This is a genomic window from Holdemanella porci (assembly GCF_019052655.1).
Lineage (GTDB): Bacteria > Bacillota_I > Bacilli_A > Erysipelotrichales > Erysipelotrichaceae > Holdemanella > Holdemanella hominis.
In genome coordinates this window covers 1-20,584 of sequence record NZ_JAHQVB010000036.1, presented here as the reverse complement: position 1 = coordinate 20,584, position 20,584 = coordinate 1, and the positions used below count along the sequence as shown (strand labels likewise).

Here is a 20,584-nt window from a genome sequence, read left to right as displayed (position 1 = left end):
CGCTAAATTCGAAAGCTGCCAAAACCGCATGTACCGCCAAACTGTTAAAAATAATATACGGTATATGCAAAAACAAGACCACATATGAAAGGTAGTCTTGAATACATTATAAACAAAAATTTAAAAAATTGGAGAAATCCAATCTTTTTGTCGTGGAAAATCATCAAAAAATGTGTCCTTCATGGAAAGACACAAAATTTTATGAATTAGGCTTGATTTTTATTATCTAATTTTTCTATTGTTCACTATGATTTTTTCTAAATTGAATAGGTGAAATGCCTGTTGCTTTTTTGAAGGCTTGGGCAAAATAGGATTGGCTTGTAAAACCTATGATGATGGATATTTCTGAAATTTGAAGATTGGTTGTAGAAAGTAGAACTTTAGCTTCTTGAATCCGCTTTTGAATCATGTAGTTAATGGGGGAGATGCCCTTATATTGTTTAAAGGCATGTACAATGTGATATTTATTTAAGAAAGTGAGTTCACTTAAAGTGTCTAGTGTGATATCTTCTTTAAAGTGAGCATCAATATATTTTTCAATATAGACACAGTCTTTGTTGGCTTTATTAACGGGTGAAGATTTTAAACTAATGTTGGCCCTACGCATCAGGTTGATCAGTAATACTTCTAGTAAGTTTTGGCATAAGGATTGATATTCAGTATCTCTAGCCTTAACTTCCATTAGAATGGTTTTTAGATAGAATAGTACTTCGTGTTTGTATTCATAATAGTTGGCAATACTGCAACCCTGTTCTTCGTATTCTTCTTTTGAAAAGAAGGTGATGCCTTCAATTCCCATAACAATGTATTCGAAGTTGACATTTTCAATACCACGCTCGGTATGGGATACCAATGGATTGACAATAACGAGGTCGTCTTCTTTTACGGGATAGTTTTTGTTGTCTAAACTTAAAAGTCCATGGCCCTTTGTCACATAGAACATTTCTGTGTATAAATGGGTATGTAGGGTGGAATTCCATTCGTGATCGAACTTGGATTCGGTTATATATAGTAGTTTTGGTCGGGCTTTGTTGAAGTCGACTTGGTCAATTTGAAAGCGTTGTGTACTCATAAAAACACCTCTTTTTGTATTATTATATATTGTTTTCTATTGTTTATCAATTTTGTTGTCAAAATCATTAAATCGCAATATATCTAAAATATAGAGCTATATTTTTATGATAAATCGCTTTCAAATAGACTATACTAGACTTGTCAAAAGAGGTTCATACGAATTTATGAGGAGGTAAAGTATGAAAAAAGTTATAACTGCTGGGTTATCATTTGCGATGGCAGCATCTATGTTAGCAGGATGTTCTAGCAAACCAGCTGAAAATTCTGATTCTGGAGATAAGCGAGTATTAAAATTTGATTCTTTCTCTGGTGGTAATGGTGAAGAAGTATTCACAAAATTGGCTAAGGCTTTTGAAAAGGCAAATCCGGATGTAGATGTTCAATTGCGTTTTGAAAAAGAATTGCCTGATGTATTGAATAAAGAAAATGCGAAGGGTGAATATTCTGATGTTGTTTACTATAACTTAGGTCAGCCTTCTGGATATACTGAAACTCAATTAAATACTCATGAAGTATTGGATATTTCAGATGTAGTTGAAGAAGTTGGTATGGATGAAAACTATGCAAATAGTAGTATCGTACAATATTATGGTGATGGAAAATCTTATTTGATGCCACTTAAGACAACTCCAGCTGGATTCTTCTATAATACTGAATTGGTTGGAGAAGGAAAGAAATATGAACTTCCAACAACTTGGGAAGAATTCTGGGCTTTAGGTGATCAAGCTAAGAAAGATGGTATCGCATTATTTACTTATCCAACAAATGGTTATTTTGACAACACATTAAATGCATTGTTGAAAGAAACTGGTGGAGAAGAATTATTAACGAATGTATTAAATTATGACAAGGATGCTTGGAATACAGATGGTGCTAAACAAGCTATCGATATTTTAACTAAATTAGTAAGTCCTGATTATTTATATTCTGATACAGTCGCAAATGCGAATGCGAAAGATGGTTTCACAATGAACCAACAGGCTGTCATTGATGGAAAAGCATTATTCATGCCTAATGGTGACTGGGTAGTTAATGAAATGGCAGATACAACTCCTGAAGATTATCACTGGGGATTACTTCCATTGCCTGCATTAGAAAAAGATGGTGAACGTTTCGTTGGTTCTATGACTGAACAAGTATGGATTCCTGCTCAAGCTAAAAACGTAGATGATGCGAAAGCATTCTTGAAGTTTATCTATTCTGATGAAGGTGTTAAGATCATGGCTGAAGGTGGAAACATTGTTCCAACTACACATATGTCAGACACAATTGCGGCTATGGAAGATGGATATACAAAAGAATTCTTCTCTGTATATGACACTGCTTCTGCTGCATTAGGTGCATTTGCTCCTTACAACACAGATAACTTACCAGACTTTGACCGTGCTGCGACAGTATTTGGTTCAATTGACTCTTTAGCTACTGGTGAATTAACTGCAAAAGATTACCAAAGCAAATTAGTAGATGCTTGGGCTAAATTATCTAAAAACAAAGCTGTAACTGAATAATTAAACTGAAAGCGATGAGCAAATTGTTGCTCGTCGCTTTTTAAGAGATGGGAGGTAAACTCATGAATAAAAAGAAAGCACAAAATCGTTTCGTATTTGCGTGTCTTGCACCAGCCGTTATTCTAGTCGTCATTTTCATGGTGATTCCAACAATTGATGTATTTAAGACAGCATTCTTTAAAAAGAGCAATTTCGTAAGTGATGCCACTTTTGCCGGGTTCTTCAACTTTAAGGTTCTTTTTAACGACATGCGTTTTATTGAGGCTATGCAAAATACAATCTTGTATGTTGTATTGATCACGATCATCACTTTGGTGTTGGCCGTATTGTTTGCGACATTATTAACTCGTGAAGAGTTTGTTGGAAAAAACTTCTTCCGTGTTATTTTCTACATTCCAAACATTTTGAGTATTGTTGTTATTGTAGGTATTTTCTCAGCTATTTATCAACCTACGAATGGTATTTTAAATACGTTCTTTGGTATGATTGGACTTTCGTCTTTACAACAACAATGGATGGGAAATCCAGATGTTATTAACTATTCTATAATTGGTGCCCTTGTATGGCAGGCCATTGGTTATTATATGGTTATGTATATGTCGAGTATGTCGAGTATTCCAGAAAACCTATATGAGGCTGCAAGCCTTGAGGGGGCTAGTAAAGTCAGACAGTTCTTTATGATTACTTTACCTTTGATTTGGGATAACATTCGTACAACTTTAACTTTCTTCGTAATTTCTACAATCAACTTATCATTTATGTTCGTTCAATTGACAAGTGAGGGAAATCTAGGAAGTGAAGTGGCATTGAACTATATGTATAACAATGCGTTCGCTGGTAAATACGGATTTGGTATGGCCGTTGGAGTATGTATCTTCGTATTCTCATTTGCCTTATCAGCCATCATAAATAAGATCACTGAACGTGATGTATTACAGTATTAGGAGGATGAGATATGAAGAAACATAATTTTCCTTTATACAAGATCTTTGTTTATGTGGCACTGATCACATTAGCTATTTCGATTATTGTACCCATCGCATGGGTATTCCTTGCATCTTTAAAATCGCAATTGGAATTGGTGAGTGGAAATCCATTTGATCTTCCAAAACAAATATTGTGGTCAAACTTTGCGGATGCTTTTGTGAAGGCAAGAATGGGTGATTATTTATTAAATACAATCATTGTAACAGCACTATCATTAGTCATTCTATTGGTGGTGGCTCTTCCTGCATCGTATGTTTTGGCACGATTTGACTTTGTGGGAAAGAAATTCTTTAATGGACTTTTCATGGCCGGACTTTTCGTAAATGTGAACTATATTGTTTTGCCAATTTTCTTAATGTTATTTAATGCGGATATTAAGCTTGGAATTGACTTTTTCTTAAATAGTAAGTTCTGGCTTTCTGTCGTGTATGCGGCAACGGCCCTACCTTTCACAATCTATTTGTTGACAGGTTATTTTAAAACGTTGCCTAAGGCGTATGAAGAGGCGGCTCGCATTGATGGTTGTGGCTACTTTAAGACAATGACTAAGATTATGATTCCCATGGCAAGACCAAGTATTATTACGGTTATCCTATTTCAATTCTTGGCTTTCTGGAATGAATATATTATCGCATTTACTTTTATGGATAAAGAAAATGCTACGTTGGCCGTTGGTGTTAAATACTTAATGGCGGATGCGAAGTCACAGGCAAACTTTGGTGTCATGTATGCTGGGTTGGTAATTGTTATGATTCCAACGTTAGTTCTTTATATTTGTGTTCAAAAGAAGATTACACAGGGCATGAGTATTGGTGGAATGAAAGAGTAAGGTGTCTAATATGAGAGATGAAAATAAAGTAATGAACATAATTATGATCGTTTTATTCTTTGTGTTCTTAGGTATGATCATTTGGGCACAGAAGACGGTAAGTGTTCGTAATTTAATGATCGAAATCGTTGGATTGACAGGCTTACTAACATTATTGTTTCTATACAATCGAAAACATAAATAGGAGGAAGAAGTATGGCAGAATTATCATTGCAGCATGTTGATAAAATATATGACAACAATGTTCAGGCTGTATTTGACTTTAATTTAGAAGTGAAAGATAAAGAGTTTATTGTGTTTGTAGGACCAAGTGGATGTGGTAAATCAACAACACTTCGTATGATTGCTGGTTTGGAAGAGATTAGTGCCGGTGATTTCTACATTGATGGAAAAAGAATGAATGATGTGGAACCAAAAGATCGTGATATTGCGATGGTATTCCAGTCTTATGCGTTATACCCTCATATGAGTGTATATGAGAATATGGCCTTTGGTTTGAAATTACGTAAGTATAGTAAGGAAGAAATTGATAAGCGTGTGCATGAAGCTGCTCGTATTTTGGAGATTGAACCTTATTTGGATCGTAAACCAAAAGCTTTATCAGGTGGTCAAAGACAGCGTGTTGCCTTGGGGCGTGCTATCGTTCGTAATGCGAAGGTATTCTTAATGGATGAGCCACTTTCAAACTTGGATGCGAAATTGCGTGTACAAATGCGTTCGGAAATCATTCAGCTTCATGAACGTATTGGAGCTACTACCATTTATGTAACACATGATCAAACCGAAGCCATGACGATGGCCGATCGTATTGTTGTTATGAAAGGTGGTTATATCCAGCAGATTGGTACGCCTAAAGAAATTTACAATAATCCGGCAAATTTATTCGTAGCTGGATTCTTGGGTGCGCCTGCAACGAACTTTGTGAAGGGTACGTATACAAATGGTTTCTTCCAAGTGGAGGATATGAAGATTGAAATTCCTTTGATGTATAGAGAAAAACTTTCTAGTTACCAAGGAAAAGAAATTATCATGGGTATTCGTCCAGAAGATTTACATGGTGAGGGTATAGTGGCCGATACATATCCGAGTGCTAACTTTGATTTTGAAATTGAAGTGGCCGAACTATTGGGCCATGAATATATTTTGCATGGTACTTTAAATGGGCAAAAAATGTGTGCCAAAGTAAATTCTCGTTTGGAACCCGAAGCACATTCAACAATTAAATTAACAATGGATTTATCAAAAATACATTTCTTTGATATGGAAACTGAAAATAGAATTGACTAGTTTAGGAGAAAATAAAATGATTGAAACAGGCAGAGTAACTGTACCGACAGATGTTGATGTAATTGATGCAACAATTGAGATTATTAATCGATGGAAAGCCGATGCCATCCGTGACTGTGACGGAACGGATATGCCAGAAGAATTGCGTAAGATGGATATTAAGCAATATGCGACTTACTATACGACAAGAAAAGATAATGCGTGGGCAAAGGCAAATCCAGATGAAATCCAACAGATGTATTTGATGAGTGATTTTGTGACCGCAAAGTCAACCGAATTAAAAATTCAAATCATGCAGCATTTCTATAAGGATCAATTAAAACCAAACACAAAAGATAATCACAGATGGTGGGAAGTCATTGACCGTACGACGGATGAAGTCATCACAAATTGGGATTATGATGAAGAAACGGGTGAAGTGATTATTCATGATACAATTCCGTATCATGCGTATACTGTCAGCTTCTTGGCATTTGTGATTTGGGATCCTGTGCATATGTATAATGCTCTAACAAATGATTGGCAGGGTGAAGAACATCAAATGACTTTTGATGTTCGACAACCTAAAACACAAAAATATGTATTGGATAAATTTAGAAAATTCTGTGAAGAAAGAGATGATGTAGACGTTGTTCGTTTTACAACGTTCTTCCACCAATTCACTCTTCAATTTGATGAATTTGCACGCGAAAAATTTGTAGATTGGTTTGGATATAGTGCTTCTGTATCTCCATATATTTTGGAACAGTTTGAAAAAGAAGTGGGCTATCCATTTAGAGCTGAATATATTATCAACAAAGGATTTAATAACTCAACTTTCTGTGTTCCAACTAAGGAATATCGTGATTTCATGGATTTCCAACAACGTGAAGTTAGTAAATTAGCGAAGAAATTTGTAGATATTTGTCATGAATATGGAAAAGAAGCCATGATGTTTTTAGGTGATCACTGGATTGGTACAGAGCCATTTGGAAAATATTTTGAATCAATTGGATTGGATGCGGTTGTAGGATCGGTTGGTTCTGGTACAACACTTCGTTTAATTTCAGATATTAAGGGTGTCAAGTATACAGAAGGAAGGTTCTTACCATACTTCTTCCCAGATGTTTTCCATGAAAATGGTGATCCATTAAAAGAAGCTAAGGTCAATTGGGTAACGGCTCGTAGAGCTATTTTACGTAGTCCAGTCGATCGTATTGGTTATGGTGGATATTTAAAATTGGCATTGGATTTCCCTGAATTCATTGACTATATTGAAAAGGTATGTGACGAATTCCGTACGCTATATTCTCATGTGAACCAACAAGTTCCATTAAACTTATTAAAAGTGGGTGTAATTAATAGTTGGGGAGAACTTCGTCGTTGGGGAACACACTTGGTTCACCATGCCATTTGGTACAAACAAATCTATTCATATACAGGTGTAATGGAGGCGTTGAGTGGTTTCCCATTTGATGTTCATTTCATTAGTTTTGATGATATTCGTAAAGATCCAACAATCTTAGATGATATGGACGTTGTGATGAACATTGGTTCTGCATACACTAGCTTTAGTGGTGGAGCCGAATTTGATGAACCCGTGATTACAGCTCTTCGTCGTTATGTAGACCAGGGTGGTGGATTCATCGGTGTTGGTGAGCCAACAGCTATTAACCGCAACGGTAAATTCTTCACTTTATACGATGTGCTAGGTGTGGATAAAGAATTAGGTTTTACAATGCATACAGACAAATACAATTGGCAAGTACATCCAGACCACTTCATTACAGAACAATTAGAACATGAAGATTGGGGAGAATGTGTAAATGATGTATATGCTCTTCCAGAAACCGAAATCTTGGCTGAAAAAGATCTACATGTTAATTTAGCTGTAAATGAGTATGGAAAAGGTCGCGGTGTGTATATGAATGGTCTTCCATTTAGTTTTGAAAATGTAAGACTATTGTATCGTGCAATCTTCTTTGCGGCACACAAAGAAGAAGAAATGAAACGTTGGTATTCCGACAACTACAATGTGGATATCAACGTATATCCTTCTACAAACAGTTTCTGTGTTGTCAATAATACATACGAACCACAGACAACTACCGTGTATAAGGGTGATGGAACAAGTTTCGAAGTTGAATTGGATGCTTGTGAAATCAAATGGTTTGAAATTTAAGAATCAGTCAATCAAAATCAGAACGAGCCAGCTGGTTTTGAAAAGCTTTGGAGCAGAATATCTGCTCCTTTTGTCATTTGTGACTTGCATCATATAATTTTTGAATGTCACTAGGAAGCTTGTCTGGAAGCATAGCTTGAAGGTATTCTTCTGTACCATCCTCCATAGCTTTTGAGTAGTACCAACATTTAAATTCTAATAAAGATAGTGTTTCTTGAAGACTTTTGATTTCAGCTTCTACAGCCTCTTTTCGAGCTTTAAACAACTCTTTTCTCTTTTCAAAACTTGCACTTCCTTCAGAAACCCAACTAAAGAATTGATTGATTTCTTTAATGCCAAGACCAGATTTCTTTAAACACTCAATAAGATGTAAAGCTTCAATTTCATGATTGCTGAAATAGCGAATATTGCCTTTGCGAACTAAATGAGGGAAAAATCCTTCTTTATCATAATATCGAAGGGTAGAGATGGGTAAATCAAACATTTCAGATACTTGTCCAATTGTATACATAGTGATTCCTTTCTCGACCTAAAGTCAGCTTTAGGTATTATACTAATATCAGGAGGTAATTGTGTCAATAAGGTTAAGATGACAAAGAGGTGTCATCGATGCACAATTCAGTATTGTATTGGTTGTTGTGTATTAAAGGTGTAGAAATTATCGTGTATGCAAGTGAATATATATTTCGAGATATCTACATGATCGCAAGGGCAGCAGAAGATGAAATAAGCGTATATGCTTGGTAAGAACTTATAATGTTCCGATAAACGGCTTTGGATTATTCCGATAGATGTCTATTGTTCCGATAAAATGATATAATACTTCTAGATTAGGAGTGATGATCCATGTTTATGACTGTAAAACAGGCTTCTGAAAAATGGGGTGTTTCAGATCGAAGAATTCGAGTTCTTTGTGCTCAGGGAAAAATTTTAGGTGCTTATCATGAGGGGCGAAGTTGGAAAATTCCTGTGGATGCAAAGAAACCGGTAGATGGTCGTTTAAAGTCAAAAGAGAATCTTTTGCGGCAGATTGATCGAAAAAAGATGGAATTAGATTCTAGAAGACCATTAACAGAAGGTGAAGTTGCTAGGTTGAATGAAGAATTTATTGTGGAGTATACCTACAATTCAAATGCGATTGAAGGAAATACACTGACTTTGCGTGAAACGGATTTAGTTCTTCGTGGTCTCACAATTGATAAAAAGCCTCTAAAAGATCATATGGAAGCTGTTGGACATAAGGAAGCTTTTGATTTTGTAAGAGAACTAGTCAAAAATAATGTTCCCATTAGTGAGAGTGTCATCAAACAAATTCATTATCTTGTTCTTGCGGATAAGAAAGAAGACCGAGGCGTATATCGTAGAATTCCTGTTTATATTATGGGCGCGCAGAATGAGCCAGTACAACCTTATTTGATTGCACCGAAAATGGAACAATTATTAATGGATTTTGCGAATAGTAAGGAGCATATTGTAACGAAATTAGCTCGTTTCCATATTGAGTTTGAATCGATTCATCCTTTTATTGATGGAAATGGTAGAACGGGAAGATTATTAGTGAATTTAGAATTGATGAAGGCTGGTTATCCGCCTATTGATATTAAATTTACGGATCGACTTGCCTATTATAATGCGTTTGATGAATATCATGTAAAACATAATCTTTTTGCAATGGAAAATTTGTTTGCGGGATATATAAATGAAAGATTGGATATGTATTTAAATATGTTGCAAGATTAGAAGGAAAATTAAAATATGTTGCAAGATTAGAAGGAAAATTAAAATGAAAGCTTATATCAAGGTCAAAAAAGACTATAATTCAGGATTAGTAGTTGGACATAGTCAGAATATGCAAAAAGCCATTTCTGGTTTTAATGAATTGGCATGTGAAGTTGTGCCTTATTTTTCTCTTGATGATGTATATAATCAAATCACAAAAGAAGATATAGTCGTTGATTACATTCAACAATGCGAAAATGTTTTCGCCAAATTTAATGTTTTAAACCCACATGTAGATGATTATCTAGAATGTCTTCGAAAGTTTCTTGGCAGAAAAATATGGAGAGATACCATAAATGCTATTTCTACAGATGAGGGTAAATGGTCTGCAGGTTGGTTTGTTAAGCCTGTAGAAAGTAAGAAATTCACTGGAAAAGTGATTTCAAGTATTAAGGATTTAATTGGATGTGGTGCCTATAATGAAGATTTTGAGGTCTTATGCAGTGAACCCATTGAATTTATGCGTGAATGGCGTTGCTTTGTATACTATGATCAAATTATAGATGTTCGACCATATAAGGGAGATTGGCACTATAATTATGATGCAGAAGTATTGGATGAAACTATGGATCAATTTATCGAATGGGATAAAAGACCAATGGCATGTTCTATTGATATTGGTGTTACCAAAGATGGTAGAACATTATTGATTGAATGTAATGATGCATATTCTTTAGGGGCTTATGGATTAGTAGATTATAAATACGCCAAATTATTATCTGCAAGATGGTCTCAATTGTTAGAAAGAGAAGATGTTTTTGATTATCGTAAATATCAATAAAAGAATTATGAATATTGAATATGCACGATTGGCTAACAAGGCTTCAATTATATGTTGAGCCTTTTAGATGACTTCTGGTATAATACAAATGAGCGATGGCTCTTGAATGGCGAGAAGCTAAATTCAATTTAAACTAAAATGCAGGGTGAGGAGCCCAAACTGAGGATGACTTAGAAATCATCCTCATTTTTTTGATTTAAATACAAATAAGATGTCAAAAGGATTCTTGTATGATTTAAACACAAGAAAAAAATAGGGAACTTATTAAGCACTATGTGTGATAAAAGTTCCCTATTTGTATTTATTGATTAGGGAACTTTTGATATAATATATAAAGAAAAAGTTCCCTAAGGAGTGAAATTATGAATGATTTGGTTAAAATACAGGCATTATTAGAAGATAAAGCGGATTGTCAAGCTAGATTGAACTTATTACCTTATGATGGTTCTCCTGAAATAAAAGAACAAAATGGTTCTCGTTATTTATATGTAAGAAAACGAATTGCAGGAAAATTAACGTCAACTTATGTTGATGCCTATTCCGATGAATTGTATCAATTACTGTTAAAAAATGCTAAAGATGCAAGGGTATTACGAAAAAGAATAAGACAGATTGAAAGAGAATTAACATCTCTAGGGTATAAAGATTCTGAATTATCAAGCCGTGTTTTGCAAAATATTGATTTTGCACGTGCTAACATGAAATCTAATATTTATGATCAGGCTGTTTTAGAGGGGGTTGGGACAACTTTTCCACAAACAGAAGAGATTTTAAATAATGGAATTGTAAATGGTGTAAAAGCTTCAGATGTGCAGAAAATCTTAAATTTAAAACATGCTTGGGAATTTATTTTGTACAAAGATGTGATTCAGAGTACTTCAAATTATTATATGATTAGCCATATCGCAAAACTAGTAAATGAAGGTTTTTATGTAGATGGTGGAAGAGTTCGTGGAGTTCCTGTCACAATTGGTGGAAGTAGTTATGTTCCACCTATTCCAATTGAAAGTGTTGTAAAAGAATCTATTGATAATATAGTTAATTCAAATAAAGAACCTATTGAAATAGCTATTGATCTATGCATGTATTGTATGAAAACACAAATATTTATTGATGGCAACAAACGTGCATCTGTAATATTCGCAAATCAATATCTAATTGCACACGGTCAAGGATTGCTTGTAATCCCTGAAAAGGAAGTGCCAGATTTTAAGAAATTACTAGTTAAATACTATGAGGGTGAAGATATCAGTGTTATAAATGAATTCTTAAAAGAAAAATGTTGGAAAACTTTTTAAAGTGTAGTTCGCAATAAGAAAATTTTAATGAATACAGTTTAGGGAACATTTGTGCTTAATACAATCATAAAAGTTCCCTAAATTTTTATTATAGATGTTGTGTGAAGCCCAAACTGAGGATGATTTAAACGCATTCTTTTTTATTTCATTGTTTTACTGAAAACATTTATAATTAACAATTGATTTGTTTTTTATATAATCGTATAATTTTAAACAGTTTTTAGGAGTTGAAGAAATGGAAGAACGAAGAGATAAACGGAATATTGTTTATTTTATAATCAGTTATGTCATTAATAATTTGGCGAGTGGAGTTTTGTACGATACGTTTGTGAATTATCTGCAAGAAGCACAAACTTCTATCGCAACATCCTTCTGGGCCTTTTATGGATATGCCACATTTATAAGTGCAGCTTTATTGTTGCTAGTGCCAAAGATTGGCTATAAAAAGCTATTACTTTTTTGTTCACTTTCAACGGCATGTGCCTTTTTTGGCGCCGTCTGTATGGATTTTACTTGGGCTTTATATATCGCAACCCTATTGGCATTAACGGGTGTGCAACTGCACTTTATTATGCTGAGTCCTTTTATCGCTTGTTATACAGAAGCGTTTAAAGATCAAGAAATACATTGGTATACAAGAACTTACTATATGGGGTATATTGGATATTTCTTGGCAACGTATCTTGGTGGAGCCTTTGTGGTAAAGGCGTTTAGTTGTGTGGCCAACATTTCATATGCGCAAGCCCAAGAGGCAACGCGCTATATGACGCATCTTTCATCTGGTTTACATCAATCTTATATGGATGCGAATCGAATGGTTCTATTCGTGGTGGGTTGTATTGCGTTAATTTCCTTGATTCCCATTTTATGTATATCGGAAAAGAAATCGGATTATCAAATGGAGCTTACTCCAAGGCTTTCTTTAAAGGAAAAAATGAATGGTGCAAGACAACTTTTATTAAATCGATATTCCCGGGCTTATTTATTGTATTGGGCTTTGATTTCTTTTGCGATGGGCCTATTTACATCGTACTATACTGTATATCTAAATCGAAATTTACATATTGATAAGGCAACCAGTTCTTTAATGGTATCCATTTCCTATGTGGCGATTGTCTTATTTATGTTTTTTACGCCGAAGTGCACAAAAAAATTTGGTAAAGTGGGAACGATCTTTTTAACGGTCATGGCCTCCATTCCTTTTATGTTGATGATTGGAAATGGAAATTATTTTGGCAAATATGTTGTACCTGTTGTTGGTGCATCACTATTTATACGTGCGGGCCTTGCGAATTTATCAAGTCCTGTGGATAGTGCTCTATCGATGGATGTGATTTGTAAAGATTTGCGGCCTGTTTATACCTCTGTAGTGAATTTTACGGCAGGTATTGTGAGTATATTGAGTGGTCATTTTACAGGAAAGATTTTATTTGTCCACCAATCTGGGTATCAGCAGGCTTATTTTATAGCCGCTATATTATATGCGATTGCAGGTATGGTTCTTTATCATGGACTTCGTACCTTTAATCATAAAGAAAGTGAAATAGTTTTAAGTAAGGGAGAAAAAAGATGAACAAATTATTTAAAAAACTAGGTTTTGGCGATAAGACGGCAAAGAACTTCTGGGCTATTATTATCGTCGCATTTGGAGGGGCGATTATTTATGGCTTGCCATATTTTCGCTTTGATTACTATGATGCATATTTAGCTACGTATCATTTGACGAATACACAAATGGGTGTGTTTGGAAGTATTTTAGGAATTTTTGGTATGATTTCCTATTTATTTGGAGGCATCGTGGCAGACCGCTTTTCAACAAGAATGATCTTAACGGTTTCTCTAATTGGAACAGGATTGGGTGGCTTTGTACACCTATTACCATTGAATTACTATCAGTTACTAGCACTTTATGCATTCTGGGGCATTTCAAGTTTATTTGCGTTTTGGCCAGCCTGTGTAAAAGCTGTTCGTATTCTATCGGATTCGGACGATCAAGGAAAAGCCTATGGATTCTTTGAAGGTGGTCGTGGCGTTGGTGCTGCATTGATGGCTATGGGTGCTGTTGTAGCTTTCCGTATTGGCATTGGTCAAATCAATGACGAAGTGGCAGGTATGAAAACAGTCATTGTTTATTATTCAGTTTTGACAATTGCGATGGGCATTTTTTGTTTCTTTAAAGTAAAAGATGGACATATGGAAGCAAGTGAACGTATTTCTTTTAAAGGCATTGGAGAAGTATTAAAAATGCCAGCCATCTGGATCATTAGTTTTGTGACATTCTGTAACTATGTATTTACCTTGTCTTTGTATTACTTTACACCATATGCCACATCTATTTTAGGAGCCACAGTTACGTTTGGAGCTACACTTGCAGCTATGAAACGATGGTTTTCTTTATTTGGAAACGTTGGTGGAGGCTTCTTCTCCGATAAGTTTGGTACAGGAAATGCTCTATTGATTTCATTTGTGGTAATGGCTTTGGGTACTTTGGGGATTTTATTGTTGCCAACAAATGCAGGTTCTATTGTGCTCTTTACAGTTTTGTTTGTCTTAATCTATATTTTCTATAATGTAAACTATGCACAAACATGGGCTATGATGGATGAGGGTGCTGTACCAGAAAAGTATTCTGGAACGGCTGCTGGAATTATTTCTACAATTGGGTATTTGCCAGAAATTTTTGTATCTGTTTTAGCGGGTATGATGATTGATCAAAATCCAGGTGTTGGTGGATATCGTTTATTCTTTGGCTTCTTAGTTGCGATGTTAGTTTTAGGAGCTGTGTTTGTGTTGGTTTGGAAATCGTATTTAAAGAAACATCCGAAAGTAAATTAATATGGAAGCATTATTTGAAAGAGTTTTTGTGGAAACTACAGTGGATACAGATCAAGATGGACAATATGATTTGATTGCGGTTTATATTAAGCGTCCAAAGCTAGATGAAAAAGTTCCGGCTGTTTTTGTGGCCAATCCATATATGCTGCACTGTAATGAGGATTGGTATGATTTGTATGATGTAAATACAAATATTCAGGCATATCCAAGTCAGAATATTCAGCGTGAGGATGTCACGTTTTATCCAAAAGATCCTGTAGTTTGTCCTAAAAAAGAAGCCGAACAAATTGTAGAAAACAGTCCGTATCCAGAACCAGATCCAAGCGCTTATGAATGCATTTCAGATTTATATGGTCATTTACTAGAACGTGGTTATGCCGGTGTATTTAGTGGTGGACTTGGTACAAGAGGAAGCGACGGATTAACAATGACGGGAAGTGAAGAGGAGATTTTTGCGTTTAAATCGGTCATTGATTGGTTAAACGGAAGAGCTCGAGCTTTTAGAGATAAGACAAGAACGGTACAGGTTTTGGCATCTTGGTGTACAGGTTCTGTTGCGATGTCTGCACGTTCTTATTTGGGTACAATGTGTATTGGGGTAGCCACAACAGGTGTAGAAGGCTTAAAGACAATTCTTCCTGAAGCGGGTATTTCCAACTGGTATGAATATTATCGTCATAATGGTTTAACTTTACCGCCCAAGGATTGGCAAGGGGATGACTTGGATATTTTGGCAAAGTATTGTTTCTCGCGTGCTTTGGATTCAAATGATTTTGCGTCGATCAAACCTTTGTTTGAAAAGAATCAAAAGACTCTTCAAGAAGGTGAAGACAGACAATCGGGAAACTACAATCGCTTTTGGGATGAGCGTAATTATTTGCAGCATGCCGATCGCATCCAAGCTTCGGTATTCGTTCTTCAAGGCTTAAATGATTGGAATGTTAAACCAGATCAAGGTATTCGTTTGTATGAAAAGCTTCAAGAACTTGGTAAAGATCGTATGATGTTGTTGCATCAAGGACAACATATTTATACGTATCATCTTGAGGATAGTCCTACATTAGGATTGATCGATCGTTGGTTGGATTATTATTTAAAAGGGATTGATACAGGTATTCAAAATGAGTCTAAGATTTATATTGAGAATAACTTAGATCAAAAATTGTGGATGCAAGAAGAGGTTTGGCCACCTAAATCTTATAAGTCCTATCGTGTACAAGGGAATGGAAATCAGAAGATTGTGGATGATTTGTCGCAAACGATTTATGATCGTAAACAAAAAAACACAAAGGCATGGCTGGATGAGTTGGTTTTAACTCAAAATGCGCATTCGCTTTCTTTTGATTTAGAAACAATGAAGGAAGATACGCGTTTTGCGGGAAGAGCCAAAGTTTCTTTTAGGGCTCGAATTCAACAGCCTACGGCCATTTTGAGTGCAATGCTTGTGGAAAAGGGAAAACAAGTTCGTTTGACACCGAATTTGGATGGGGATGAAAATCATTCTTTTGTCTTTAAAATGGAAGAAAAACCATCCGATTATTTTGTGATTACACGAGGTTGGATGAATGCACAAAATCGTTTGAATAATTATTCAAAGGAAGCCATTGATCCAGATACTTGGTACACATATTCATTTGACTTTGTCAGCAACGACTATACAATTCCTAAAGGACATACATTATCATTGATCTTGTATGGAATGGATGTGGACCAAACGCAATTGCCATTTGTGGTGACAGAAATCGAAGTGGATACTGCTTCTATTGTTTGTGATTGTCCAATTGAATAATAAAGTAGGTTCAAATCGAAAGGATTTGAGCCTTTTTCAATGCAAAAAAAGACCAGCAACAACTGGTCCACATTTAGAGAGTCAGGAAAGTATAAGAATGGTTAGATATCAAATGTGTTAGAATGACTCTCTAGACAATATTATTCTAGCACGAATCTAAACCGTTGGACAACAAATTTTAGAGGAGAGAACTAGCTATTATGCATACATTACGGAGAAGTCTAGTTCTCTAATCGATGTTAGATGAGCGGAACTCAAATGGGTGTTGGCGTAATACCATTTGTTTGTATTGGCGTAAATTATTTCTCATCCAACCGGGTTAGTATATCAGAAATGGTACCTTAACGACGTACCATATGTTCACAGAAAAAAACGAATACACTTAGGAAATGAATTAGGTTGATATGCGTAAAGGGCTTTCATCTAATTATATAGATAGACTATGCAGATGTTGGCTTAATGTAGGAAATTATGAAATATTATTTGTGATTTGACATTGGTGGAAATTCGATGAAGAGTGGACTTCTTAGTCGTGAGGGGAAAATTATTGAGAAAAAATCATATTCGATGACAGATACTTTTAAGGTGTTGAACATATCGTCAAGATGCTAACTTACTTGGTGCACTCGCAAATTATATGGGTCGTAATGAATAGGAAGTGACCAGGAAAGGAAAAAGAAGACTTATATTAAACAAGATAAAAATAGGGAACTTTTTAGTGTGGCATACATGAATTGCTCCCTATTTATGTTTATATATCTTTATTATTTAAGCATCAAAATGGTGATATAATACTTTCTTGTAGAGGGCATGAAATGAATTTTAAAAGGGCATTAAATAAAGAACAGACGACATGTATCAATGGAATTTTTGTGTTGTTTGTGTTCTTATCACATTTTGGACAATATGAAACTATGCCATGGAATAATCTTTTATTGGCAATTGGACAACTCATGGTTGCACCATTCTTGTTCTATTCGGGATATGGCATTATGGAACAAATTAAAAGAAGAGGTATTGTGTACATTGACAGCATGCCAAGAAAAAGAATATTGAAGTTTTATATTCACTTTTGTATGGCATTATGTATTTACTTGTTTTTATCATTCTTATTAGGAAAGGATTATTCCTTTGTTCGTATTGTATTCTCATTTACGGCATTAAGTTCGATTGGAAATAGTAATTGGTATGTGTTTGCGATATTAGCAATGTATAGTATTGTATATATCTCGTTTAAACAATGTAAGAAACATAGTATGACTTCATGTATAGTATTTACCATTCTATATATAATTTTGATGGATGTAATAAAGAATCAAGCTTGGTGGTACAATATCATTCTTTGTTTTCCTGCAGGTATGATTCTATCTAAATATAAAGATCGGGTTTGTTCCATCATTCGAAAACCTGTATTCTTTGTATTTATGATTACTTTAGCTTTTAGTTTATATTGTCTTCACTTACCAATACTCGCATATGAAATAATTTCGATTGCGTTTTGTTTCTTGATTGTGGATATATGTGCATATAAAGAAATTAAAAATAGTTTATTTCATTTCTTGGGTCAATATGTATTTGAAATCTACATACTTCAAAGAATTTCAATGAACTTGTTTGACCGATATTTAAATGACTGGATCTATCTAGTGATGTGTATTCTAGTCACTTTAATTCTTGCCTATTACTTTAAAAAGCTAGAGACAAAAGTGGATGGGTTACATATTTTTAAAAATTTTAGTTGACAAAAAATATCATTTTCCTGTATATTTTTTGCGTATAAATCGTACAGAAATTGACCGCCTAGATATAGGCTAAGGCTACACGGACGGCCGGGTCAAATGCCGAAGACTTGTTGAAGAAGCAAGAACCGTATTTAGGGAATACGGAAGGGTGTTTACCCTTATTGATTGAGTTAAAAGCTCAGTTTTGTAAAGTACAATATACCTTATAAAATGGTCAATAAGCTGGAATTTCTGTTACGAAAAGTATGCAGATAGATGATGGACGAAGATAGGTGTATATTGTGTGCCTATCTTTTTTTGTGTTGGTAAAGGAGAAGAGGAATATGAAAAAGATTTTACAAGCAAGCCTTAGTGCAGTATTGGTGTTGAGCCTAGTGGGTTGTGGTTCGACAAAAGATGAGGCCATCTATCAAGATTCGATTGATGCCTACGTGAATGAAATTGATATGGACTATGCGTATGACTTCACAAAAACATTGTCTACAGATACTTCATTACATGATAATTCACTTGGATTTAGAACGAGTGGTTCCGATGCAGAACATAGAACCGCCAATTATTTGGCCAAGGAAATGAAGGCCATTGGTTTAAAGAATGTAGAAAAGATACCTGTGAATGTGGATAAGTGGCAGTATAATGATGCTTCACTTACGATTGAAGGAACAAATATTGATTTGATGCCCGTATCGTATATGGTGAATGGTACAGATGAAAATGGGATTACAGCACAAATCGTAGATTGTGGTACTGGTTTTGCGAAAGACTATGAAGGCAAGGACGTTGAAGGTAAGATTGCGTTAGTTGGTGTGGATCAATTTAATGAGTCTTGGATTGGCGGCTATATCTATGATGCTTATGAACATGGCGCAAAAGCATTAGTTACATACGATTTGGGTGGATATGGAAGATTTAGTGATGATGATCACCAGATTCAGGATGTTTGTGCAGAAGATATTATGCCTACGACAATCATCACAATGAGTGAGTACAAACAAATCAAAAAGGCTTTAAAGCAAGGTCATGATATGGCCACTTTAAAAGTGGATAGTGTGATGGAAGAAGGCAATGGTACAAGTTATGATGTGGTTGGCTATATTCCTGGTAAGTCACATGATCAACAAATTATTTTTGCCGGACATTATGATATGTATTTTACTGGTTTTCAAGATGACTGCAGTGCTATTGGAACCATTATGTCAATGGCTAAGACAATGATCGATAGTGGCTATGTGCCTGAAAATGATATAGTGGTTGTTGCGCATGGCGCTGAAGAATGGGGCGCAACAGGCACTGAATTTGACTGGACAAGAGGAGCCTATGAATTGATTAACAATGTACATCCTGAGTGGGCTAATAAAACTTTAGCTTTATTTAACTTTGAATTGGATGCCTATGATAATGGTTCAGATACATTCATGGTGACTTGTGTTCCTGAATATGCGTCTTTAGTGAAAAGCTTAGTCGATTCAGGTGCATTGGATGGTGCTGTAAAAGAATATAAGAATGGTATTTCTGCAAAGACATATGATACAACGACAATGGAAGATGGTGTTTCCTATCGGAATGCGGGAGTTCCTTATTTCTTGAATACAACTGATACTTGTTCTGGAGAAACAAAGGATGATGGTGAATATACTTGGACACAACTTCATTATCATACAGAATCCGATAATACGGATACGTATAGTGAAAAGGTGATGAAGGCTAATATTGCGGTATTTGGAAGTATGGCTATCGCTATCGATCAGCTTCCAGCTATGTCTTTAAATATGCAGGCTACCATTGATGATTTAAAGGAAAGCTTTAATGAAGATTTAGCTTTAGAAGCGGGTGTTTCTAAAAAGGATTGGGACAAGGCTTTAGCTGTTTTCGAAAAAGAAGTGGATGCACTAAATAAAGAGGGTCAAGACATTAATGATCGTTATGTAAAGGCGATAAACTCTAAATTGGATATTACTTCGATTCAAAAAGAAGGAAAAGCCTACAATGAAAAAGTATTAGACTTATTTAAATACGTACAGGATAACTTTGTCGGAATTGTATTCTCGAGTGATGTTGTGATGAAACACGTGGGATATCAAAACAACATTGAATATATGGATGAAATTATTCAAGATTTGAAGAAAGACAAAGTAAGTGATGCATTGGATGTGGCATACCAATTAAATGGTTTGTGTGAATACAATTATTACTTATTCTCACCAAATGCGGCTGCTAAAATTGATGCGCATGCAGATAAGGCGGTTGAAAACAATAAGTGGTGGGGCAATGATAAAGGCTACTATTTCACAAATACAAAAAACGCTACAACATCTTTATTAAATAAAGAAGATGGAGATGATGTAAGTGAAGAAATTAAAGTATATGAAAGTGCTAGAACGAAACAGTTAGATTATTATAAAGAAGTGCTTGAAAATGAAATCTTGGCAATGAACAAGATAGATCAATAAATACAATGGGAGCTGTAACGAATAAGTAAATTTTATTACTTATGGAGTTCAGCTCCTTTCTTTT

General features: G+C 35.1%; 17 protein-coding genes. 15 read left to right on the top strand and 2 right to left on the bottom strand.

Annotation, left to right across the window (positions count from 1 at the left end; translation table 11 throughout):
• Positions 1-235: 235 nt before the first annotated feature.
• Positions 236-1,072 (bottom strand): helix-turn-helix domain-containing protein, encoded by an 837-nt coding sequence (locus tag KTQ83_RS07655; protein WP_186998478.1) that lies wholly within the window; start codon positions 1,070-1,072, stop codon positions 236-238.
• A gap of 181 nt (positions 1,073-1,253) precedes the next feature.
• Between KTQ83_RS07655 and KTQ83_RS07650 the strand changes: the two genes are divergently transcribed.
• From KTQ83_RS07650 to gnpA, 6 genes are all read left to right on the top strand, one after another.
• Positions 1,254-2,582 carry a carbohydrate ABC transporter substrate-binding protein gene (locus KTQ83_RS07650; protein WP_186998477.1) on the top strand — a complete coding sequence of 443 codons (1,329 nt, stop codon included), beginning with the start codon at positions 1,254-1,256 and terminating at the stop codon, positions 2,580-2,582.
• A gap of 62 nt (positions 2,583-2,644) precedes the next feature.
• Complete coding sequence (locus KTQ83_RS07645; protein WP_117925686.1) at positions 2,645-3,526, top strand: carbohydrate ABC transporter permease; 882 nt, start codon at positions 2,645-2,647, stop codon at positions 3,524-3,526.
• Between the two features lie 11 nt (positions 3,527-3,537).
• A complete protein-coding gene (locus KTQ83_RS07640; RefSeq protein WP_117925687.1) occupies positions 3,538-4,398 on the top strand; it encodes a carbohydrate ABC transporter permease in 861 nt (286 codons plus the stop codon).
• A 31-nt stretch (positions 4,399-4,429) separates the two neighbouring features.
• Positions 4,430-4,582 carry a DUF6903 family protein gene (locus KTQ83_RS07635; protein WP_186998549.1) on the top strand — a complete coding sequence of 51 codons (153 nt, stop codon included), beginning with the start codon at positions 4,430-4,432 and terminating at the stop codon, positions 4,580-4,582.
• 11 nt (positions 4,583-4,593) lie between these two features.
• A complete protein-coding gene (locus tag KTQ83_RS07630; RefSeq protein WP_217256444.1) occupies positions 4,594-5,685 on the top strand; it encodes an ABC transporter ATP-binding protein in 1,092 nt (363 codons plus the stop codon).
• 16 nt (positions 5,686-5,701) lie between these two features.
• Positions 5,702-7,846: a 1,3-beta-galactosyl-N-acetylhexosamine phosphorylase gene (gene gnpA / locus KTQ83_RS07625; RefSeq protein WP_186998476.1), complete on the top strand. Its 2,145-nt coding sequence runs from the start codon at positions 5,702-5,704 to the stop codon at positions 7,844-7,846.
• Between the two features lie 73 nt (positions 7,847-7,919).
• On the opposite strand, the gene KTQ83_RS07620 is transcribed toward gnpA, so the two are convergent.
• Positions 7,920-8,357 carry a MerR family transcriptional regulator gene (locus KTQ83_RS07620; protein WP_186998475.1) on the bottom strand — a complete coding sequence of 146 codons (438 nt, stop codon included), beginning with the start codon at positions 8,355-8,357 and terminating at the stop codon, positions 7,920-7,922.
• 98 nt (positions 8,358-8,455) lie between these two features.
• On the opposite strand from KTQ83_RS07620, the gene KTQ83_RS07615 reads away from it, so the two are divergent.
• From KTQ83_RS07615 to KTQ83_RS07575, 9 genes are all read left to right on the top strand, one after another.
• A complete protein-coding gene (locus KTQ83_RS07615) occupies positions 8,456-8,593 on the top strand; it encodes a hypothetical protein (RefSeq protein ID WP_158567613.1) in 138 nt (45 codons plus the stop codon).
• Positions 8,594-8,692: 99 nt separating this feature from the next.
• A complete protein-coding gene (locus tag KTQ83_RS07610) occupies positions 8,693-9,586 on the top strand; it encodes a Fic family protein (RefSeq protein WP_217256443.1) in 894 nt (297 codons plus the stop codon).
• A gap of 43 nt (positions 9,587-9,629) precedes the next feature.
• Positions 9,630-10,406 carry an ATP-grasp domain-containing protein gene (locus KTQ83_RS07605; RefSeq protein WP_217256442.1) on the top strand — a complete coding sequence of 259 codons (777 nt, stop codon included), beginning with the start codon at positions 9,630-9,632 and terminating at the stop codon, positions 10,404-10,406.
• 362 nt (positions 10,407-10,768) lie between these two features.
• Positions 10,769-11,704 (top strand): Fic family protein, encoded by a 936-nt coding sequence (locus tag KTQ83_RS07600; RefSeq protein ID WP_217256441.1) that lies wholly within the window; start codon positions 10,769-10,771, stop codon positions 11,702-11,704.
• Between the two features lie 235 nt (positions 11,705-11,939).
• Positions 11,940-13,277, top strand: coding sequence for an MFS transporter (locus KTQ83_RS07595; RefSeq protein ID WP_217256440.1), 1,338 nt, complete (start codon positions 11,940-11,942; stop codon positions 13,275-13,277).
• Positions 13,274-14,539 (top strand): MFS transporter, encoded by a 1,266-nt coding sequence (locus tag KTQ83_RS07590; protein ID WP_217256439.1) that lies wholly within the window; start codon positions 13,274-13,276, stop codon positions 14,537-14,539. Before KTQ83_RS07595 ends, KTQ83_RS07590 begins: the two co-directional genes overlap by 4 nt.
• A gap of 1 nt (position 14,540) precedes the next feature.
• Complete coding sequence (locus KTQ83_RS07585; protein ID WP_217256438.1) at positions 14,541-16,328, top strand: CocE/NonD family hydrolase; 1,788 nt, start codon at positions 14,541-14,543, stop codon at positions 16,326-16,328.
• Positions 16,329-17,143: 815 nt separating this feature from the next.
• Positions 17,144-18,070 carry an acyltransferase family protein gene (locus KTQ83_RS07580; protein ID WP_217256437.1) on the top strand — a complete coding sequence of 309 codons (927 nt, stop codon included), beginning with the start codon at positions 17,144-17,146 and terminating at the stop codon, positions 18,068-18,070.
• A 323-nt stretch (positions 18,071-18,393) separates the two neighbouring features.
• Positions 18,394-20,520: a M28 family peptidase gene (locus tag KTQ83_RS07575; RefSeq protein ID WP_217256436.1), complete on the top strand. Its 2,127-nt coding sequence runs from the start codon at positions 18,394-18,396 to the stop codon at positions 20,518-20,520.
• The last annotated feature ends 64 nt before the right edge of the window (positions 20,521-20,584 follow it).